At 66.9% G+C, this 15,418-nt stretch carries 15 protein-coding genes; 8 read left to right on the top strand and 7 right to left on the bottom strand.

The features are described from left to right. Nucleotides 1–131: 131 nt before the first annotated feature. From AC1DDA_RS03765 to AC1DDA_RS03735, 7 genes are read right to left on the bottom strand one after another with little or no spacing between them, the layout of a single operon-like run. Nucleotides 132–890 carry an IclR family transcriptional regulator gene (locus tag AC1DDA_RS03765; protein WP_476794692.1) on the bottom strand — a complete coding sequence of 253 codons (759 nt, stop codon included), beginning with the start codon at nt 888–890 and terminating at the stop codon, nt 132–134. Between the two features lie 27 nt (nt 891–917). Beyond that, a complete protein-coding gene (locus AC1DDA_RS03760; protein ID WP_476794691.1) occupies nt 918–1,778 on the bottom strand; it encodes an HpcH/HpaI aldolase/citrate lyase family protein in 861 nt (286 codons plus the stop codon). Next, nucleotides 1,778–2,236 carry a MaoC family dehydratase gene (locus AC1DDA_RS03755; RefSeq protein WP_476794690.1) on the bottom strand — a complete coding sequence of 153 codons (459 nt, stop codon included), beginning with the start codon at nt 2,234–2,236 and terminating at the stop codon, nt 1,778–1,780. The genes AC1DDA_RS03760 and AC1DDA_RS03755 overlap by 1 nt, the downstream gene beginning before the upstream one ends. Continuing rightward, entirely contained in the window at nt 2,236–3,438 is a 1,203-nt protein-coding gene (locus AC1DDA_RS03750) for a CaiB/BaiF CoA transferase family protein (protein WP_476794689.1), read from the bottom strand. Before AC1DDA_RS03750 ends, AC1DDA_RS03755 begins: the two co-directional genes overlap by 1 nt. Beyond that, the gene (locus tag AC1DDA_RS03745; protein ID WP_476794688.1) at nt 3,435–4,688 is read right to left on the bottom strand and encodes an acetyl-CoA hydrolase/transferase family protein; all 1,254 of its coding nucleotides are present in this window, start codon (nt 4,686–4,688) and stop codon (nt 3,435–3,437) included. The genes AC1DDA_RS03750 and AC1DDA_RS03745 overlap by 4 nt, the downstream gene beginning before the upstream one ends. 5 nt (nt 4,689–4,693) lie before the next feature. Then, complete coding sequence (locus AC1DDA_RS03740) at nt 4,694–5,860, bottom strand: acyl-CoA dehydrogenase family protein (protein WP_476794687.1); 1,167 nt, start codon at nt 5,858–5,860, stop codon at nt 4,694–4,696. Nucleotides 5,861–5,870: 10 nt separating this feature from the next. Then, nucleotides 5,871–7,094, bottom strand: coding sequence for a CaiB/BaiF CoA transferase family protein (locus tag AC1DDA_RS03735; RefSeq protein ID WP_476794686.1), 1,224 nt, complete (start codon nt 7,092–7,094; stop codon nt 5,871–5,873). Between the two features lie 262 nt (nt 7,095–7,356). Here AC1DDA_RS03735 and AC1DDA_RS03730 point away from each other — a divergent pair, with 262 nt between their 5' ends. The 8 genes from AC1DDA_RS03730 (at nt 7,357) to AC1DDA_RS03695 (ending at nt 15,417) form a co-directional block, all read left to right on the top strand. Next, nucleotides 7,357–8,880: an aldehyde dehydrogenase gene (locus tag AC1DDA_RS03730; RefSeq protein WP_476794685.1), complete on the top strand. Its 1,524-nt coding sequence runs from the start codon at nt 7,357–7,359 to the stop codon at nt 8,878–8,880. A gap of 20 nt (nt 8,881–8,900) precedes the next feature. Beyond that, nucleotides 8,901–9,671: an SDR family NAD(P)-dependent oxidoreductase gene (locus AC1DDA_RS03725; RefSeq protein WP_476794684.1), complete on the top strand. Its 771-nt coding sequence runs from the start codon at nt 8,901–8,903 to the stop codon at nt 9,669–9,671. Between the two features lie 16 nt (nt 9,672–9,687). Next, nucleotides 9,688–10,740 carry an alcohol dehydrogenase gene (locus tag AC1DDA_RS03720; RefSeq protein ID WP_476794683.1) on the top strand — a complete coding sequence of 351 codons (1,053 nt, stop codon included), beginning with the start codon at nt 9,688–9,690 and terminating at the stop codon, nt 10,738–10,740. 68 nt (nt 10,741–10,808) lie between these two features. Further along, on the top strand, nt 10,809–12,029 hold the full coding sequence (locus AC1DDA_RS03715) for an ABC transporter substrate-binding protein (protein ID WP_476794682.1): 1,221 nt from the start codon (nt 10,809–10,811) through the stop codon (nt 12,027–12,029). Nucleotides 12,030–12,096: 67 nt separating this feature from the next. Continuing rightward, nucleotides 12,097–12,972 carry a branched-chain amino acid ABC transporter permease gene (locus AC1DDA_RS03710; protein WP_476794681.1) on the top strand — a complete coding sequence of 292 codons (876 nt, stop codon included), beginning with the start codon at nt 12,097–12,099 and terminating at the stop codon, nt 12,970–12,972. Then, entirely contained in the window at nt 12,972–13,982 is a 1,011-nt protein-coding gene (locus AC1DDA_RS03705) for a branched-chain amino acid ABC transporter permease (protein WP_441509694.1), read from the top strand. Before AC1DDA_RS03710 ends, AC1DDA_RS03705 begins: the two co-directional genes overlap by 1 nt. Next, complete coding sequence (locus AC1DDA_RS03700; RefSeq protein WP_441509693.1) at nt 13,979–14,710, top strand: ABC transporter ATP-binding protein; 732 nt, start codon at nt 13,979–13,981, stop codon at nt 14,708–14,710. The genes AC1DDA_RS03705 and AC1DDA_RS03700 overlap by 4 nt, the downstream gene beginning before the upstream one ends. Continuing rightward, a complete protein-coding gene (locus AC1DDA_RS03695) occupies nt 14,707–15,417 on the top strand; it encodes an ABC transporter ATP-binding protein (protein ID WP_441509692.1) in 711 nt (236 codons plus the stop codon). The genes AC1DDA_RS03700 and AC1DDA_RS03695 overlap by 4 nt, the downstream gene beginning before the upstream one ends. Nucleotide 15,418: the final 1 nt, after the last annotated feature.

The raw sequence follows: 15,418 nt of genomic DNA, 5'->3' as shown, positions 1-15,418 counted from the left end.
GAACTTTCGCTCTCGCGCTGCTGCTGGCGACATTCGCCAGCAGCAGAGTCTAGCTTCTTGCCGAAAAGCCGACCTTAGCGCTTTAGCTGGAAGCAGAGCTTCGTACTGACGTAGGCAGGTGACGGCCTTCTTTAGAAACCGGTTTCGTTATCAGCAGACAGATCGCCGGCGAAGCGCGCGATCGCAAGTCTCATCACCTCTGCGATCTCTGCGGTTCTGTCGAGGCACCGGAACTGCGGGCCTGCAACGACGATCGAGAGTCGCCGGTGGCGGACGGGAAGCGGAAATGCCACGCCGACGAGGTCGGGGCTGAAGTCACCGTTGCTGAAATGATAGCCGCGCGCCGCGGAGCGCCGGATCTCGGCCTCGACCGCTTCGATGCTCATCGGTGTCGTTGCCGAATAGCGCTCGAAGCTGAGCTTGCGGTAGAGCGCCTGGCGCTCCGCCGGGGAATATTGGGCTAGGATGGCGCGGCCCGTCGAGCTGGCATGGATCGGCAGGCGATGGCCGACGCGGGCGAAATAGCGGATCGGCGCCCTCGATTCGACGACATGGATGAAGAGCGCATGCGTGCTCGCGGGCGCGCCGATCGCCGTGGTTTCCCCCGTTTCCTCGGCGATCTCGGTCACGAGCTGGAGGGCTGCCTCCGGCAGGGGTTCCGCCTTCGAGACCGCCTGTGCCATGGCGAGCCATCGCGGGCTGGGGTAGTAGCCGCCCCGCGCCCGCGGCTCATAGAGATAGCCCTTCTCCGCGAGGGTGCCGATCAGGTTGAACGTGCTGGATCGCGGCCAGCCGAGCTCGTCCGAGAGCTCGGCCAGGGTCGCCGGGCGCTGCCGGCGGGCGAAGAACTCGAGAAGCTCCAGAACATTGGCAGCCTGCTTGACCTGCATACGTCTTCCTGTGCGCCTCGATCGTGACTATGCCGGGGAGAGCGACGCCAAAATGCGCTCGGCGGCGCGCAGATGCGGCTTGTCGATCATCTGGCCATCGATTTTCACTACGCCGAGATCGGCCTGATTGCCAAATGCATCGGCAATACGGCGTGCCCATGCGATCTCCTGCTCGCTCGGCCTGAAGGCGGCGTTGACCGGCTCGACATGCTTGGGATGGATCACGCCCTTGGCCATGAAGCCGTCGCGCCGCGCCTCGCGCGCTTCCCGTTCCACCGCAGCGAGATCGTCGATCGTCACGGCGACCGTGTCGACCGCGACGACGCCGGCTGCGGCAGCGCCGGCGAGGCAGAGATTGCGCGCGAGCTGATACGGCGGCAGCACGCCGCTGGCATCGCGATTGGCGGTCGCACCGAAGGAGGCCGCGAGGTCTTCCGCCCCCCACATCATCCCCCAGAGGCGCTCGCTGCAGCCGCGATAGCTGCCCAGCCCGAAGAGGGAGGCAGCCGTCTCCGTGACGATCGCCAGGACGAGGGTGCTCCCGGCGGCGATGCCATTGGCGGCTTCCAGGGCGTCCAGCATATGTGCAAGGCGCCGCACCTGGCCCGGCCCATCGCATTTCGGCAGGGCGATACCGTCGGGGCGGTACGGCATCGCCGCCGCGAGGTCGGCGGCGCTGAGCCCGGTCTCAAAGGCGTTGATCCGCACGAAGAGCTTCTGGCGGCCGCGCGTTGCCTGCAACATGGCGGCCGTCTCGCGCCGGGCCGCTGCCTTGGCGTCCGCAGCGACGGAATCCTCCAGGTCGAGGATCAGTGCATCGGCGTCGCACTCGCGGGCGCGGGCAAATTTACGGGCGCTGTCGCCGGGGACGAAGAGGAGGCTGCGCATCACGCCGCCGCCTGCCGCCGGTGCATCATCGCCATGCGCCGGCACACCGCCACCACCTCGCCGCGTTGGTTGAGGCATTCGTGCTCGAACTCGACCAGCCCCGCCGTCGGCCGCGACTGGCTCTCCCGCTTGCCGAGGACCTTGGTCCGAGAGCGCAGCGTATCGCCCTGGAACACCGGCTTCGGAAAGCGCACGTCGCTCATGCCGAGATTGCCGATGGTGGTGCCGAGCGTGGTGTCGGAAACGCTCATGCCGATCATGATGCCGAGCGTGTAGAGGCTGTTGAACAGCGGCTTTCCCCATTCCGTCCGGCTCGAGAAATCGGCGTCGATATGGAGCGGCTGCGGGTTCAGGGTCATCAGGCTGAAGCTGATATTGTCCTGCTCGGTGACCGTCCGCGAATAGGCATGTTCGAAGACCTGCCCGATCTCGAATTCCTCATAGTAGAGTCCGGCCATCATCGCGCTCCTGTATTTCCGTTCGCTTCGGTGATATCGGCGCCGGCGCGGAGAACGCCGGCCTGTTCCAGCCTATCGATCTCTKCCGTGGGCAATCCCCATTCTCCCAAGGCCGCCCGCCCGCCTTCGCCCGGCGCCCGCCCCGCGGTCGGCCTGGCCGCGGGCGTCCCGCTGAAGCGCGGCTGGGGCGCAGGCTGGAGCACGCCCTCGATCGCGATGAAACTCTCTCGCGCTTTCGCATGCTCGTGCACCGGCGCCTCGGCCAGGCTGAGCACCGGCGCGAAACAGGCATCCGTCCCCTCGAGCAGGGCGCACCATTCGGCACGGCTGCGCTCCGCGAAGCGCCGGGCCAGCAGGTCGCGGGCCTGCGGCCATGACGCCCGCTCGTCGACATCGGGGAAATCCGCGGGATCGAAGCCGATCCGGCGCAGCAATTCGTCCCTGAACTTTTTCTCGATGGGCGCCACGGCGATCCACTCGCCATCGGCGCAAGCGTAGGTCTCGTAATGCGGGGCGCCGGAATCGAGGAGGTTGGTCCCGCGTTCCGGTCGGTGCAAGCCGGCCGCCGCGAGTCCGAAGAGGCTCGCCATCAATGTCGCGCTCCCCTCGGCCATGGCTGCGTCGACGACTTGTCCCGCGCCGGACTGCCGGGCCGCGAGCAGGGCGCAGACGATGCCGAAGCCGAGCAGCATGGCGCCGCCGCCATAGTCGCCGATCAGATTGAGCGGCACGCTCGGCGCCTGGCCCGCCCGGCCGATCGCGGATAGAGCGCCCGAAAGCGCGATGTAGTTGAGATCGTGCCCGGCGGCCTGCGCGAGCGGCCCGCTCTGGCCCCAGCCGGTCACGCGCCCGTAGACGAGGCGCGAGTTCCGTTCGAGACATATTTCGGGGCCGAGGCCCAGGCGCTCCAGCGTACCGGGCCGGAACCCTTCGATCAGCGCATCGGCCTGCGCGATGAGTGCGAGCGCGCAGGCGATCCCCTCCGGCCGCTTCAGGTCGAGCGCGATTGAACGGCGCCCCCGGCGCGTGATGTCGAAGCGGGGCGGCCTCGCGATGCCGAGGCCGCTCGGCTCGAGCCGGTCGAGGACGATGACGTCGGCGCCGAGATCGGAGAGCAGCATCGCGGCCATCGGGGCGGGACCGATGCCTGCGAATTCGACGATCTTCAGCCCGGCGAGGGGGCCGCTACGGCTTTGCGTCATGGCACGCGCCCTTCGACGAGGCTGCGTTCCAGCATCTCGCGATGTTGCGGCGCCGCGATCGCGATCAGGGCGCGGGCACGCTCGGCGGCACTGCGATGGGCGAGTTCCGCGACGCCATATTCGGTCACGATCGTATCGGCATCGGTGCGGGCGAGCGTGACCGCGCCGACGCGCGGCACGATCCGCGAGACCGCGCCCGTCCGGCCGGTCGCGCGCAGAGCGACGATCGAGCGCCCTCCCATCGAGGCACGAGCTCCGCGTGAGAAATCGCAGAGCCCGCCCGTGCCGCCGACCGGAGCGCCCTCGGCGGCCTCCGCATTGACCTGGCCGGACAGGTCCACTTCGATCGCCGCATTGACGGCGATCATCCGCTCCTGCCGGGCCAGAACGGAAAAGGCATGCGTATGGGCGGCGGGGCGCAATCGGATCGCTTCACTGCGATGAAGGAAGCCGAAAGCCGGACTGGAACCGACGACGACATTGGCAATGCCCAGTCCGGGATCCACGGTCTTGCGGGCATTGGTGAAGACGCCGCGCGCCGCGAGGGCCGCCATCCGGTCGCCGAAGACGCCGGAATGGATGCCGAGCTCGCGGTGGCCGGCAAGGCCGTCGAGGATGGCATCGGGAATGGCGCCGATTCCGATCTGGATGGTCGCGCCATCGGGAACGAGCGCCGCCACATGTCCCGCGATCGCGCGCTCGACCTCTCCGGTCGCCACGGCCGGCGCCGAGACCGGCTCCCGGTCCGTCTCGACGATCGCATCGATGCGCAGAGCCGATGGAATTTCGGCCCCGGCGCACCAGGGTGCCCGTGCGTTCACCTCGGCGATCACGCAACGCGCCCGACGGGCGGCGGCCAGGACATAGTCGTTGGCCAGTGTCGCGCATCGGCCGCGGGGCCCTTCCGCGAGCTGGATCAGCACGACATCGGCCCGGATCGTGCCCGATGCGAAGCCGGTTTCGAGCGCGCTGTAGTGCAGAGGCCAGACATCGAGCCGCCCACGCCGGGCGATGCGGCTCGCGCGACCCATGGCGCCGTAGCCCGCGAACGGCATCTCCGCCGGGGCTGTATCGAAGCTGTTCGACACCACCGTGCCGAGGAAGGTCTCGAAAGGCCCGACTGCCCCGAAGGCGGCCGGCAGCGCGGCCGCCAATGTCTGCGGTTCGGCAGAAACCTGACCGCACAGCACCCGGTCGCCAGGCCTGATGAAGGCGGCCAGATCCAGCGAGTCTGGTTCGATCCTGCGCATGCCGCTCAATAGGATTTGGGCAGGCCGAGCACCTTCTCGGCGATGAAGCACAGAACGAGCTGCGGGCTGATCGGCGCGATACGCGGGATCATCACCTCGCGCAGATAGCGCTCGACATGGAACTCCTTGGCATAGCCGAAGCCGCCATGGGTCATCACCGCCTGCTGGCAGGCATCGAAGCCGGCTTCGCCGGCGAGGTATTTGGCGGCGTTGGCGCTGGCGCCGCAGGGCAGGCCGGAATCATATTCCCAGGCCGCGCGCATCACCATTAGCCAGGCCGCTTCGAGCTGCATCCAGTTGCGGGCGAGCGGGTGCTGGATCGCCTGGTTCTGACCGATCGGACGATTGAAGACGACGCGCTCCTTCGCATAGGCCGTCGCCCGCGAAAGCGCGAGCTGGCCGAGGCCGATCGCCTCGGCGGCGATCAGCACGCGCTCGGGATTCATGCCGTGCAGGATGTATTCGAAGCCGCGGCCCTCCTCGCCGATGCGATCCTCGACCGGAATCTCGAAGCCCTCGATGAAGAGTTCGTTCGAGTCCACGACCTTGCGGCCCATCTTCTCGATCTCGTGCACCTTGATCCGGCTGCGATCGAAATCGGTGTAGAACAGGCTGAGGCCATGGGTCGGCTTCTTCACCTCCTCCAAAGGAGTGGTCCGGGCCAGCAGCAGGATCTTGTCGGCGACCTGCGCGGTCGAGATCCAGACCTTCTGGCCGTCGACGACATAGCGATCGCCCTTGCGGACGGCGCGCGTCTTGAGCTGCGTCGTGTTGAGGCCGGTATTGGGCTCGGTCACGGCGAAGCAGGCTTTCTCCTTGCCCTGCACCATCGGCGGCAGCATGCGCCGCTTCTGCTCCTCGGTGCCGTTCACCAAGACCGGGTTGAGTCCGAAGATGTTGATGTGCAGGCAGGAAGCGCCCGACATGCCGGCGCCGGATTCGGCGATGGCGCGCATCATGATCGCCGCTTCGGTGATCCCCAGCCCCGAACCGCCGTATTCCTCGGGGATGCAGATGCCGAGCCAGCCAGCCTCTGCGAAAGCCGAATAGAAATCCTGCGGAAACCCTCCCTCGCGGTCGCGCTTCAGCCAGTAGTCGTCGCCGAAGCGTTTGCAGATCGCGGAGATCGCCTCGCGGATCGCTTCCTGGTCGTCACTCAGTCTGAAATCCATCGGGTCGTCCTCAATTTTCCGCCATGTCCGGGGTGCGTTCCGTGACGAGCAGAGCCCTCTGCAAGGCGAGCTTGTTGATCTCGCCGTCCGAAAAGCCCGCCTCGCGCAGGATTGCGACGCCGTCCTCGCCCTTGTGAGGGGGCAAACGCGTGATTTCCGACGGCGTGCGGGACCATGTCGTGGCGAGGCGCATCATGCGCAGGCGCCCTTCGGTCGCATGGTCGACAGGCTGGAAGAAGCCGGTTTGCACGAGGTGCGGATCGTTGAGGACGCTGTCGAAATCATGCATCGGCATCGACGGGATGTCGGCACTCTCGAGCAGTTCCAGCCATTCCGCCGTGCCGCGCTGCGTGAAGATGCGCCCGAGCTCGCCATAGACATGGTCGATATTCGCGATGCGGTTGGCGAAATTCGCAAAGCGCGGATCGCGCTGTGGCAGATCCGCCTGGCCGATGGCATCGAGGAAGCTCGCCCATTGCTTGTCGGTATAGATCAGGGCGCAGACATAGCCGTCACTGGTCCGGTACGGGCGCCGCTCCGGTGAAAGCTGGCGTCCGTAACCCCCGCCGCCGATCGGCGGCTCGAAGGTCAGGCCGCCGAGGTGGTCGCCCAGCACGAAGCCGACCATCGTCTCGAACATCGGTATATCGACTTGCTGACCCATGCCGGTGCGGTCGCGATTGACCAGCGTGGCGCAGATCGCGCCGACAGCGGCGAGCCCGACCACACGGTCGGCGATGGCGGAGGGAACGTAGCCCGGCGTGCCGTCGCCCGCCTTCGCGATCAACGACGACATCACCGAAGCGCCCTGGATCAGGTCGTCATAGGCCGGCTTGGCGGCATAAGGGCCGCTCTGGCCGAAGCCGAAGAGGCCGGCATAGACGAGGCGCGGATTGAGGGCCGCCAGCGTCTCGTAGCCAAGCCCCAACCGCCGCATCGCCTGGGGGCGGATATTGTAGGCCAATACATCAGCGTCGGCCGCCAGCCGGAGCAGGGTCTCCCGGCCAGCGTCCTGCTTGAGATCGAGGCAGATGCTGCGCTTGTTCCTGTTGGCGTTGAGATAGATCGCGCCCATCCCCGGATTGCGCGAGGGGGCGATCTGCCGCGTGACGTCCCCGTCGGGGGCTTCGACCTTGATGACGTCGGCTCCCATGTCGCCCAGCATCTGAGTCGCATAGGGACCCATCAGAACCGACGTCATGTCGATGATCTTGATGCCTTCGAGCGGACCCATGCCTCATCCTTTCCGAGCTTCGACGGCTCGCTTTGAATTCATATACAGAGATTTTTTATTCAGCAAAGGCAAAATTACTGCTGCAATGCAGCGACGATTTGTTGCGATGCAAGGTCAATTCCTACCGAGTTAAACATGGAATAATTATTGAATATCAATATGATAACCCCAGCGATATGCTTTTTCGCGCCTCGCGCAACCAGTTGACACTTGAATTCATGGATGTGTACACATTCGCCAAGCTCATGAACAGGAGGCGCTCGTGACCGTCGCGTTGAACTCCGGACTGCGCCCGCATACGCAGGAGGGTTCCCTGCGCCGCTACGATCGCCTCTTCATCGGCGGCGAATGGGTTACGCCGCTGGATGGCGGCCTCGTCGAAAGCATCGACCCGGCAACGGGATTGCCCTGGGCGGAGGTCGCGTTCGGCGGACCGTGCGATATCGATCGCGCCGTCGCGGCGGCGCGCGAAGCCTTCGAGGGGCCGTGGCGCCGCATGCCCGGCTGGGAACGCGCGGCACTGCTGCGGCGCCTAGCCGACCTCTACCGCGACTTCGCCGGCGAGATGGCGGTGCTGGAATCGCGGGATTCCGGCCGCGCCATCCGCGAAGCGCGCAGCGATGTCGGCGCACACCACCACTGGTACCAGTGGTTCGCGTCGCTCGCCGACAAGATTTCCGGCCGCACCATTCCGATGGACGACTCGGTGCATTGCTTCACCACCCGCGTACCGGTCGGCGTGGTCGGTGCGATCACGCCTTGGAACGCGCCGATGCTGACGACGACCTGGAAGGTCGCGCCGGCTCTCGCCGCCGGCTGCACCATCGTGCTGAAGCCGGCCGAGCAAACACCTGTCACGGCCCTGGAGCTCGCGGGGCTGATCGAGAAAGCCGGCTTCCCGCCGGGCGTCTTCAATGTCGTACCGGGCAATGGGCACGATGCCGGCGCCCATCTCGTCGCCCATCCGGGCGTCGACAAGATCGCTTTCACCGGCGAGGGCCGCACGGCCAAGACGATCCTGCGCAACGGCGCCGAGAATCTGAAGCGCTTCTCCTTCGAGCTCGGCGGCAAGGCGCCTCATATCATCTTCGCCGATGCCGATGTCGAGCAGGCCGTCAACGCGGCGACATCATCGGCTTGGGCGGTCTGCGGCCAGAGTTGCGCGCTCGGCTCGCGCGTGCTCGTGGAGCGACCGATCTACGACCGAGTCGTCGGCGCCTTCGCCGAGCGCGCCACGAAGGTCCGGGTCGGCATGCCGCTCGAGGAAACCACGCATATGGGCCCGCAGGCCCATGTCGAGCAACTCGACAAGACACTGTCCTATATCGACATCGGCAAGTCCGAGGGGGCCGAGCTAGTTGCCGGCGGCAAGCGGCTGTCCGACGGCGCGCTGGCGAAAGGCTTCTTCGTCGCCCCAACGGTCTTCGCCAATGTCGCCAACGACATGCGGATCGCCCGCGAGGAAATCTTCGGTCCCGTCGCCTCGCTCATCCCCTTCTCCGGCGAGGAAGAGGCGGTCGAGATCGCCAACGACACGACCTATGGGCTGACCGCCGGCCTCTGGACCAGCGATGTCGGGCGGGCGCACCGCGTCTCCGCGCGCATCCAGGCCGGCATCGTCTGGGTCAACACCTACCGCTACATCCGCTGGTCGACGCCCTATGGCGGCTTCAAGGGCAGCGGCTGGGGGCGCGAGAACGGGCTCGAAGCGCTCGACAACTTCCTGGAAACGCGGACCACGGTCGTCAGCACGACCGGCCAGTTCCCGGATGCCTACGCACAATAGAACAGCCGGAGGAAACGACCATGCGTCTTGCGGGCAAGCTTGCCGTCATCACCGCGGCGGCATCGGGGATGGGGAAGGCCGGGGTCGAGCTCTTCCTGCGCGAAGGCGCCAAGGTCGTCGCGATCGACGTCGACGCGGAGGCCCTGGCGCGCCTCGCCACGGAAGCGAAGGCGAGAGGCCAAAACGTCGAGACGCTGCAGGCGGACCTCTCCCGACAGGAGGTGATGCGCTCCTCCGTTCACGAGGCGGCGGCGCGCCTTGGCGGCATCGACGTCATGTGGGCGCATGCCGGCATTCCCGGCCCCGCCGGTATCGAGGACCTCGATCTCCCCGCCTATGACCGGGCGATGGCGCTGAACATCGATTCGGCAGCGCTCGCCGCCGGCGAGGTCATCAAGCACATGCGCAAGCGCGGAGGCGGCTCGCTGATCTTCACGGCGTCGGTCTCGGGGCTCGTCGGCTCGATGTTCAGCCCGGTCTATTCGGCGGCCAAGTTCGCCGTCGTCGGGTTGACCAAGTCGCTGTCGCAGACATTCGCACCCGACAAGGTCCGCGTGAACGTGATCTGCCCGGGCCTCACCGATACGCCGATGGCGTTCAACTTCACCAGCCGCTCGGGCGATCCGGCCGAGGCGGCCGCGAACGAGAAGAAGCTGCTCGCAGCCGTGCCCCTTGGACGGCTCTGCCGCCCGGACGAGATCGCCCATGCCGCGCTCTGGCTGGCATCCGACGACGCGTCCTTCGTCACCGGCGTGGCCCTGCCGGTCGACGGCGGCTTCACGGCCCGCTGAGCGCCAGGAGGACAGCATGCGCTTCTTCTGCATCGAAGAGTTCGGCGCTCCGCTCGTCGCCGGCGAGAAGCCCCAGCCGGTCCCGACCGGTCGCGAGATCGTCATCCGGGTCAAGGCGGCAGGCGTCTGCCACAGCGACATCCATCTCTGGGAGGGCGGCTACGATCTCGGCTCCGGGCGCAAACTCTCGCTGAGGGACCGCGGCGTCGCGCTGCCGATCACCATGGGGCACGAGACGGTCGGCGAAGTCGTCGCGCTCGGGCCGGACGCCGAGGGCGTCGCGCTGGGCGAACGATACCTGGCCTATCCCTGGATCGGCTGCGGTCAGTGCCAGACTTGCCGGGACGGTTTCGAGAACTACTGCGCCAAGGCCGGCTATCTCGGTGTCCACCGCGACGGCGGCTATGCCGAATATTTGCGCGTGCCGGATGCCCGCTATCTCCTGCCAATCGGCGATCTGGACCCTGCGCAGGTGGCTCCGCTCGCCTGTTCCGGCGTCACCACCTACAGCGCACTCAGAAAGCTCGGCGACCAGATCGAGCGCCAGCCCGTCCTGGTGATTGGCGCCGGCGGCCTGGGGCTGATGTGCATCCAGATCCTGCGCGCCATCGGCGGCGTCGGCGCCGTTCTCGTCGATCTCGACCCGGCCAAGCGGCGCTCGGCCCTGGAAGCGGGAGCGCTCGCGGCCATCGACGGCGCCTCGCCCGATGCCCTGGCACAGATCGCCGAGGCCGTCGGTGGCTCCGCCCAGTCTGTGATCGACCTCGTCGGGAACGAGACATCGGCCGCGCTGGGTTTCGATGCCCTCGCCAAGGGCGGGACGATGGTGATCGTGGGGTTGTTCGGAGGCACGGCACCCTGGTCGCTGCCGCTCATCCCGATGAAGGCGGCCCGCATACAGGGCAGCCTGGTCGGCAACCTCGCCGAACTACGCGAGCTCCTCGCGCTGGCCCGCGCCGGCAAGATTTCACCGATTCCGGTGACGCGGCTGCCGCTCGAGAACGCCAACGAGGCTCTGATCGGTCTTCGCGAGGGCCGCTTCGTCGGCCGTGCGGTGCTGTGCCCATGAGCTGAACAACCAGAACGGCAACGGGCGGAAGAATCCGTCGCCGCATTCATCAGGGAGGGAAGGCAACCATGACGAAATCAGGAATCGACCGCAGGCAGACGCTGCTGATGGGGGCGGCGATAGCCATGCCGGCCATCATTCCGTCCCGCGGCCATGCCGCGACGGACGCGCTGAAGATCGGCGTGCTGGTGCCCACCACCGGCGTTCACGCCTCGGACGGCATCCGCATGCTCAAGGCGCATCAGCTCGCCGCCAAGATGATCAACGACGCGGGCGGCCTCAAATCGCTCGGCGGCGCCAAGGTCGAGCTGGTGGTCACCGACATCCAGTCGAAGCCCGAGGTCTCGCGCGCCGAGGCGGAGAGATTGATCAGCCGCGAACGGGTGAGCGCGCTGACCGGCGCCTGGGCCTCGGCGACGACCATTCCCGCCGCGCAGATCGCCGAGCGCAACCGCACGCCCTTCATGATCACCAGCGCGGTCAATGACGCCTTGACCGAACAGGGCATGAAATACGTCTTCCGGACGGCGGTGAAGGCGAAATGGTTCGGCGGCTATATCGCCGATTTCCTCGACTACCAGAAATCGAAGGGTATTTCGGTCGGCAAGATCGCGCTCGCAACCGAAGACGGGCCCGCCGGCCAGGCGGTGCGCAGCAACTACACCTCGGTCATGCCCGGACGCGGTTATCCGATCCTGACGGACGAGACCTTCCGCACCGGCACTCCCGATTTCAGCACCATCGCCACCAAGCTGCGCACCAGTGGGGCCGAAGGGCTGCTGACCTGCGCCTATGCCGAGGATTCGACGGTATTGCTGCGCGCCCTGGCGGCCCAGAATTTCCGGCCGCTCTATGTCGGCTTCGGCGGCGCGCATGTGAACCAGACGGTGCTTGCCGCCGGCAAGCCGAGCGACCGGACCTTCGGCGTCGTCGAATGGTCGCCCGACCTGAACAAGCCCGCGAGCCTGGCCTTCGTCAAGGCCTTCGCAGAAGCTCATCCGGGTGAGACGCCGCTCAGCAACCAGGCCCAGGCCTTTGTCGCGACCTACGCGCTGGCACTCGCCGCAGATGCCGCCAAATCGACCGACCGCAACGCGATTCGCGAAGCACTGACCACGCTGAAGATCACGGACGGGCCCGCCGCGGTGCTGCCGGCCCCCGTTCTCTCCTTCGACGAGCAGGGGCAGTCGCCGGCTACCTGCGTCATCGTCCAGGCCATCGACGGCAAGTTCGTTACCGTGTGGCCCGAAGCCGTCGCCGTCCGTCCGCCAGAACCCATCAAGGGCTGACCGACCGACCCGTCACAAGCCGCCGCGCCAGTGCCACAAGGCGATCGCGCGGCGCATGAGGAGCCGCATGTCGACGACCATATTTCTCCAGGCCCTGCTCAGCGGGCTCACGAACGGGGCGATCTATGCGCTCGTCGCCGTGGGGTTGACGCTGGTCTTCGGGGTCATGCGCATCGTCAACTTCGCCCATGGCGAGTTCCTGATGCTCGCCATGTATGGCGGCTACCTCGCCTTCACCTTCCTGGGGATCGACCCGATCCTGGCCGTCTTCCTGGTCGCTCCGGTGTTGATGCTGATGGGCTATCTGCTTTTCGGAGGCCTGATCCGCCCTGCGCTCAAGGTGCCGGAAATCAATCAGATGGCGGTCACGCTCGGCCTGTCGCTGTTGTTGCAATACCTCGCGCTCGTCGTCTTCAAGGCCGACAACCTGCTGGTGACGCAGGAGCGGTCCACCGCGAGCATCTGGCTCGGCCCCGTGCTGATCCAGATGCCGCAGGCGATCGCCGCGCTCGCCTCCGTCATCCTGCTCGGACTGTTCTACGTCGTCCTGCGCAAGACCGATCTCGGCCTGATCATGCGCGTCGTCTCGCAGTCGCGCGACGGCGCGGCGCTCTCCGGCATCGATATCGGCGGCACCTATCGCTGGGCGATGGCGATCGGCCTCGGCACGCTCGGCGTAGCCGGACCGCTGATGGTCTCGGCGCTCTACGTCAATCCGCATGTCGGCCAGCTCTTCACGCTGAAGGCCTTCGTCATCGTCATCGTCGGCGGCATGGGCTCCTTCGGCGGCGTCCTGATCGGAGCGCTGCTGGTCGGCATCGCCGAGAGTATCGCCGCGTCCTGGTTGACGGCGTCGGTCGCAGCCGCCGTGCCCTTCGCGCTGTTGATTCTGGTCATGCTGCTGCGGCCGGAAGGCCTCGTCCCGGCCGGAGGGTCGCGCTGATGCTCCGCCGCTTCCTTCCGGCGCTGGTGCCGACGCTGCTTGCGATCGCCGGGTTCGGCGTCAGCCTCACCGACCCGTATTTCATGGAAATCTTCATCATGGTCGGGCTGATCGGCACCGTAGCGGTCGCCTGGAATCTGATGGCGGGCTTCACTGGTCTGGTCTCGCTCGGTCATTCGCTGTTTTTCGGCATCGGTGCCTACACCGTCGCCTTTGGCCAGGTCGGCTTCGGGCTCGGACCGCTCGCGACCTGGCCCATCGGCGTGCTGCTGGCGGTCGCGAGCGCGCTCTTCATCGGCCTGCTCTGCTTCCGCTACGGATTGCGGGGCTATTTCTTCTCGATCGCCACGCTCGCCTTCAGCGAGGTGGCGTTCCTGCTCGTCTCGGCCACGCTCTGGCTCGGCCGGTCGGACGGCATGATGCTGCCCTCTTCATCCGAAACGCTGCGCTATCTGCAATTCGATCACAAGTGGCCCTATGGACTGATCGTCGTCACCTTTCTCGCCGTGACGCTTTTCCTCTCCCAGGCATTCCTGACGGCCCGGCCAGGCTATTACTGGCGTGCCTTGCGCGACAACGAAGGAGCGGCCGAAGCGCTCGGCGTGCCGGCGATGCGTTACAAGCTGCTGGTCTTCGCACTCAGCGCCGCGCTGACCGCGCTGGGCGGCGCAATCTTCGCCAACACCTTCGCCTTCGTCGATCCGCGCTCGACGCTCGGCGTCGAGCTCTCGATCCAGCTCTTGGTCTTCGGCATCATCGGCGGCCTCGGCCTGCTCTGGGGGCCGTTGCTCGGCGCCGCCCTGCTGATCCCGGCCGGCGAGCTGCTCCGGACCTATCTCGGCTCCAGCTTCCATGGCGTCAACATCGTCGCCTATGCACTGCTGATGATCGTGCTGGCGCTGGTGCTGCCGCAGGGGCTCGGAGGTGTGCTGAACGCGCGGCTCCGGCGAGTCCTTCCAAGGAAGCGCGGCTCCGCAGGGGATTCGCTCGCCATGGAGGGCGCATCGTGAGCGCCCAGCAGCCATTGCTTGCCGTCACCGGGCTCGGCAAGTCGTTCGGCGGGCTGAAGGCGGTGTCCGATGTCAGCTTCGCAGTGATGCCCGGCGAGATCTTCGGCATCATCGGGCCGAACGGCGCCGGCAAGACGACCCTGTTCAACTGCCTGTCGGGCCTGCTCCCGCTGTCCGCCGGCACGGTGCATCTCGACGGGCGTCGCATCGACGGCCTGCGCTCGCACGAGATCTGCCGGCTCGGCCTCGCCCGGACGTTCCAGATCGTGCGCCCCTTCCACGGCATGACCGTTCTGGAGAACGTCAAGGTCGCCGCCTTCGCTCGCCACCAGGCATCCGCCGCCGCCGAACAGCACGCGCGGCTCGCGCTGGCGCGGGTCGGCATGACGCATCTGGCCGATCTCGACGCCGAGCGGCTCAGCGTCGCCGAGATGCGTCGTCTCGAGATCGCGCGCGCCGTCGCAACGGAACCGCGCCTGCTGCTGCTCGACGAAATGCTGGCGGGCCTCACCGCGACGGAGGCGGCCGCGCTCTGCGAACAGATCCGGCGGATCAACGCGGAGGGGATCACCATCATGATGGTCGAGCATTCCGTGCCGATCATCAGCGAGCTCTGCGGAAACGCGATCGTGCTCAATTTCGGCGAGATGCTCGCCAGCGGCGCCACCCGCGCGGTGCTGGCCGATGTCCAGGTGCAGGAAGCTTATCTCGGGAGTGCCGTGTCGTGAGTCGCCTCGTCCTGCAAGGCGTCGCCGCCGGATACGGCAAGGCCAATGTCATCCGCGGCATCGACCTGACCATCGAAAGCGGCCGGCGCGTCGCGCTGATCGGCTCCAACGGCGCCGGGAAAAGCACGATCGTCAAGGCGATCAACGGCCTGCTGCCCACGCGCGCCGGAACGATCGCCTGGGACGACGGCGTCCTCGGCACGATGAAGGCGTCCGACCGGACGCGGGCCGGCATCGGCACCGTGCCGGAGGGGCGGATGCTGTTCCCCGACTGCACGGTGAAGGAGAACCTTGTCGCCGCCAGCACCTTCGGACATGCGAAGGAACATCGCGAACAGGGGCTCGATCGGGTCTACGGGCTGTTCCCGCGCCTGCGCGAACGCTCCAGCCAGCGCACCGGCACACTCTCCGGCGGCGAGCAGCAGATGGTCGCGATCGGCCGCGCGCTGATGACGCGGCCGCGCCTGCTCGTCCTCGACGAACCCTCGATCGGCCTCGCCCCCAAGGTCGTCGCCGAAATCTTCGAGGTCCTGAGCACGCTCACCCGGGAGGGGCTCAGCCTGCTTCTGGTCGAGCAGAACGTCCAGCTCAGCCTGCGCTCGGTCGACGACGGCTATGTGTTGCGCCAGGGCGAGATCGTACTGCGCGGAGAAGCGGCCGAGCTGCTGGCCGATCCTCAGGTTCGCGCAGCCTATCTGGGGCAATGAC

The sequence above is a fragment of the Allobosea sp. 10N428 genome (assembly GCF_056394545.1).
The sequence above is the reverse complement of the archived record's forward strand: the minus strand, read 5'-3'. Positions and strand labels throughout refer to the sequence as shown.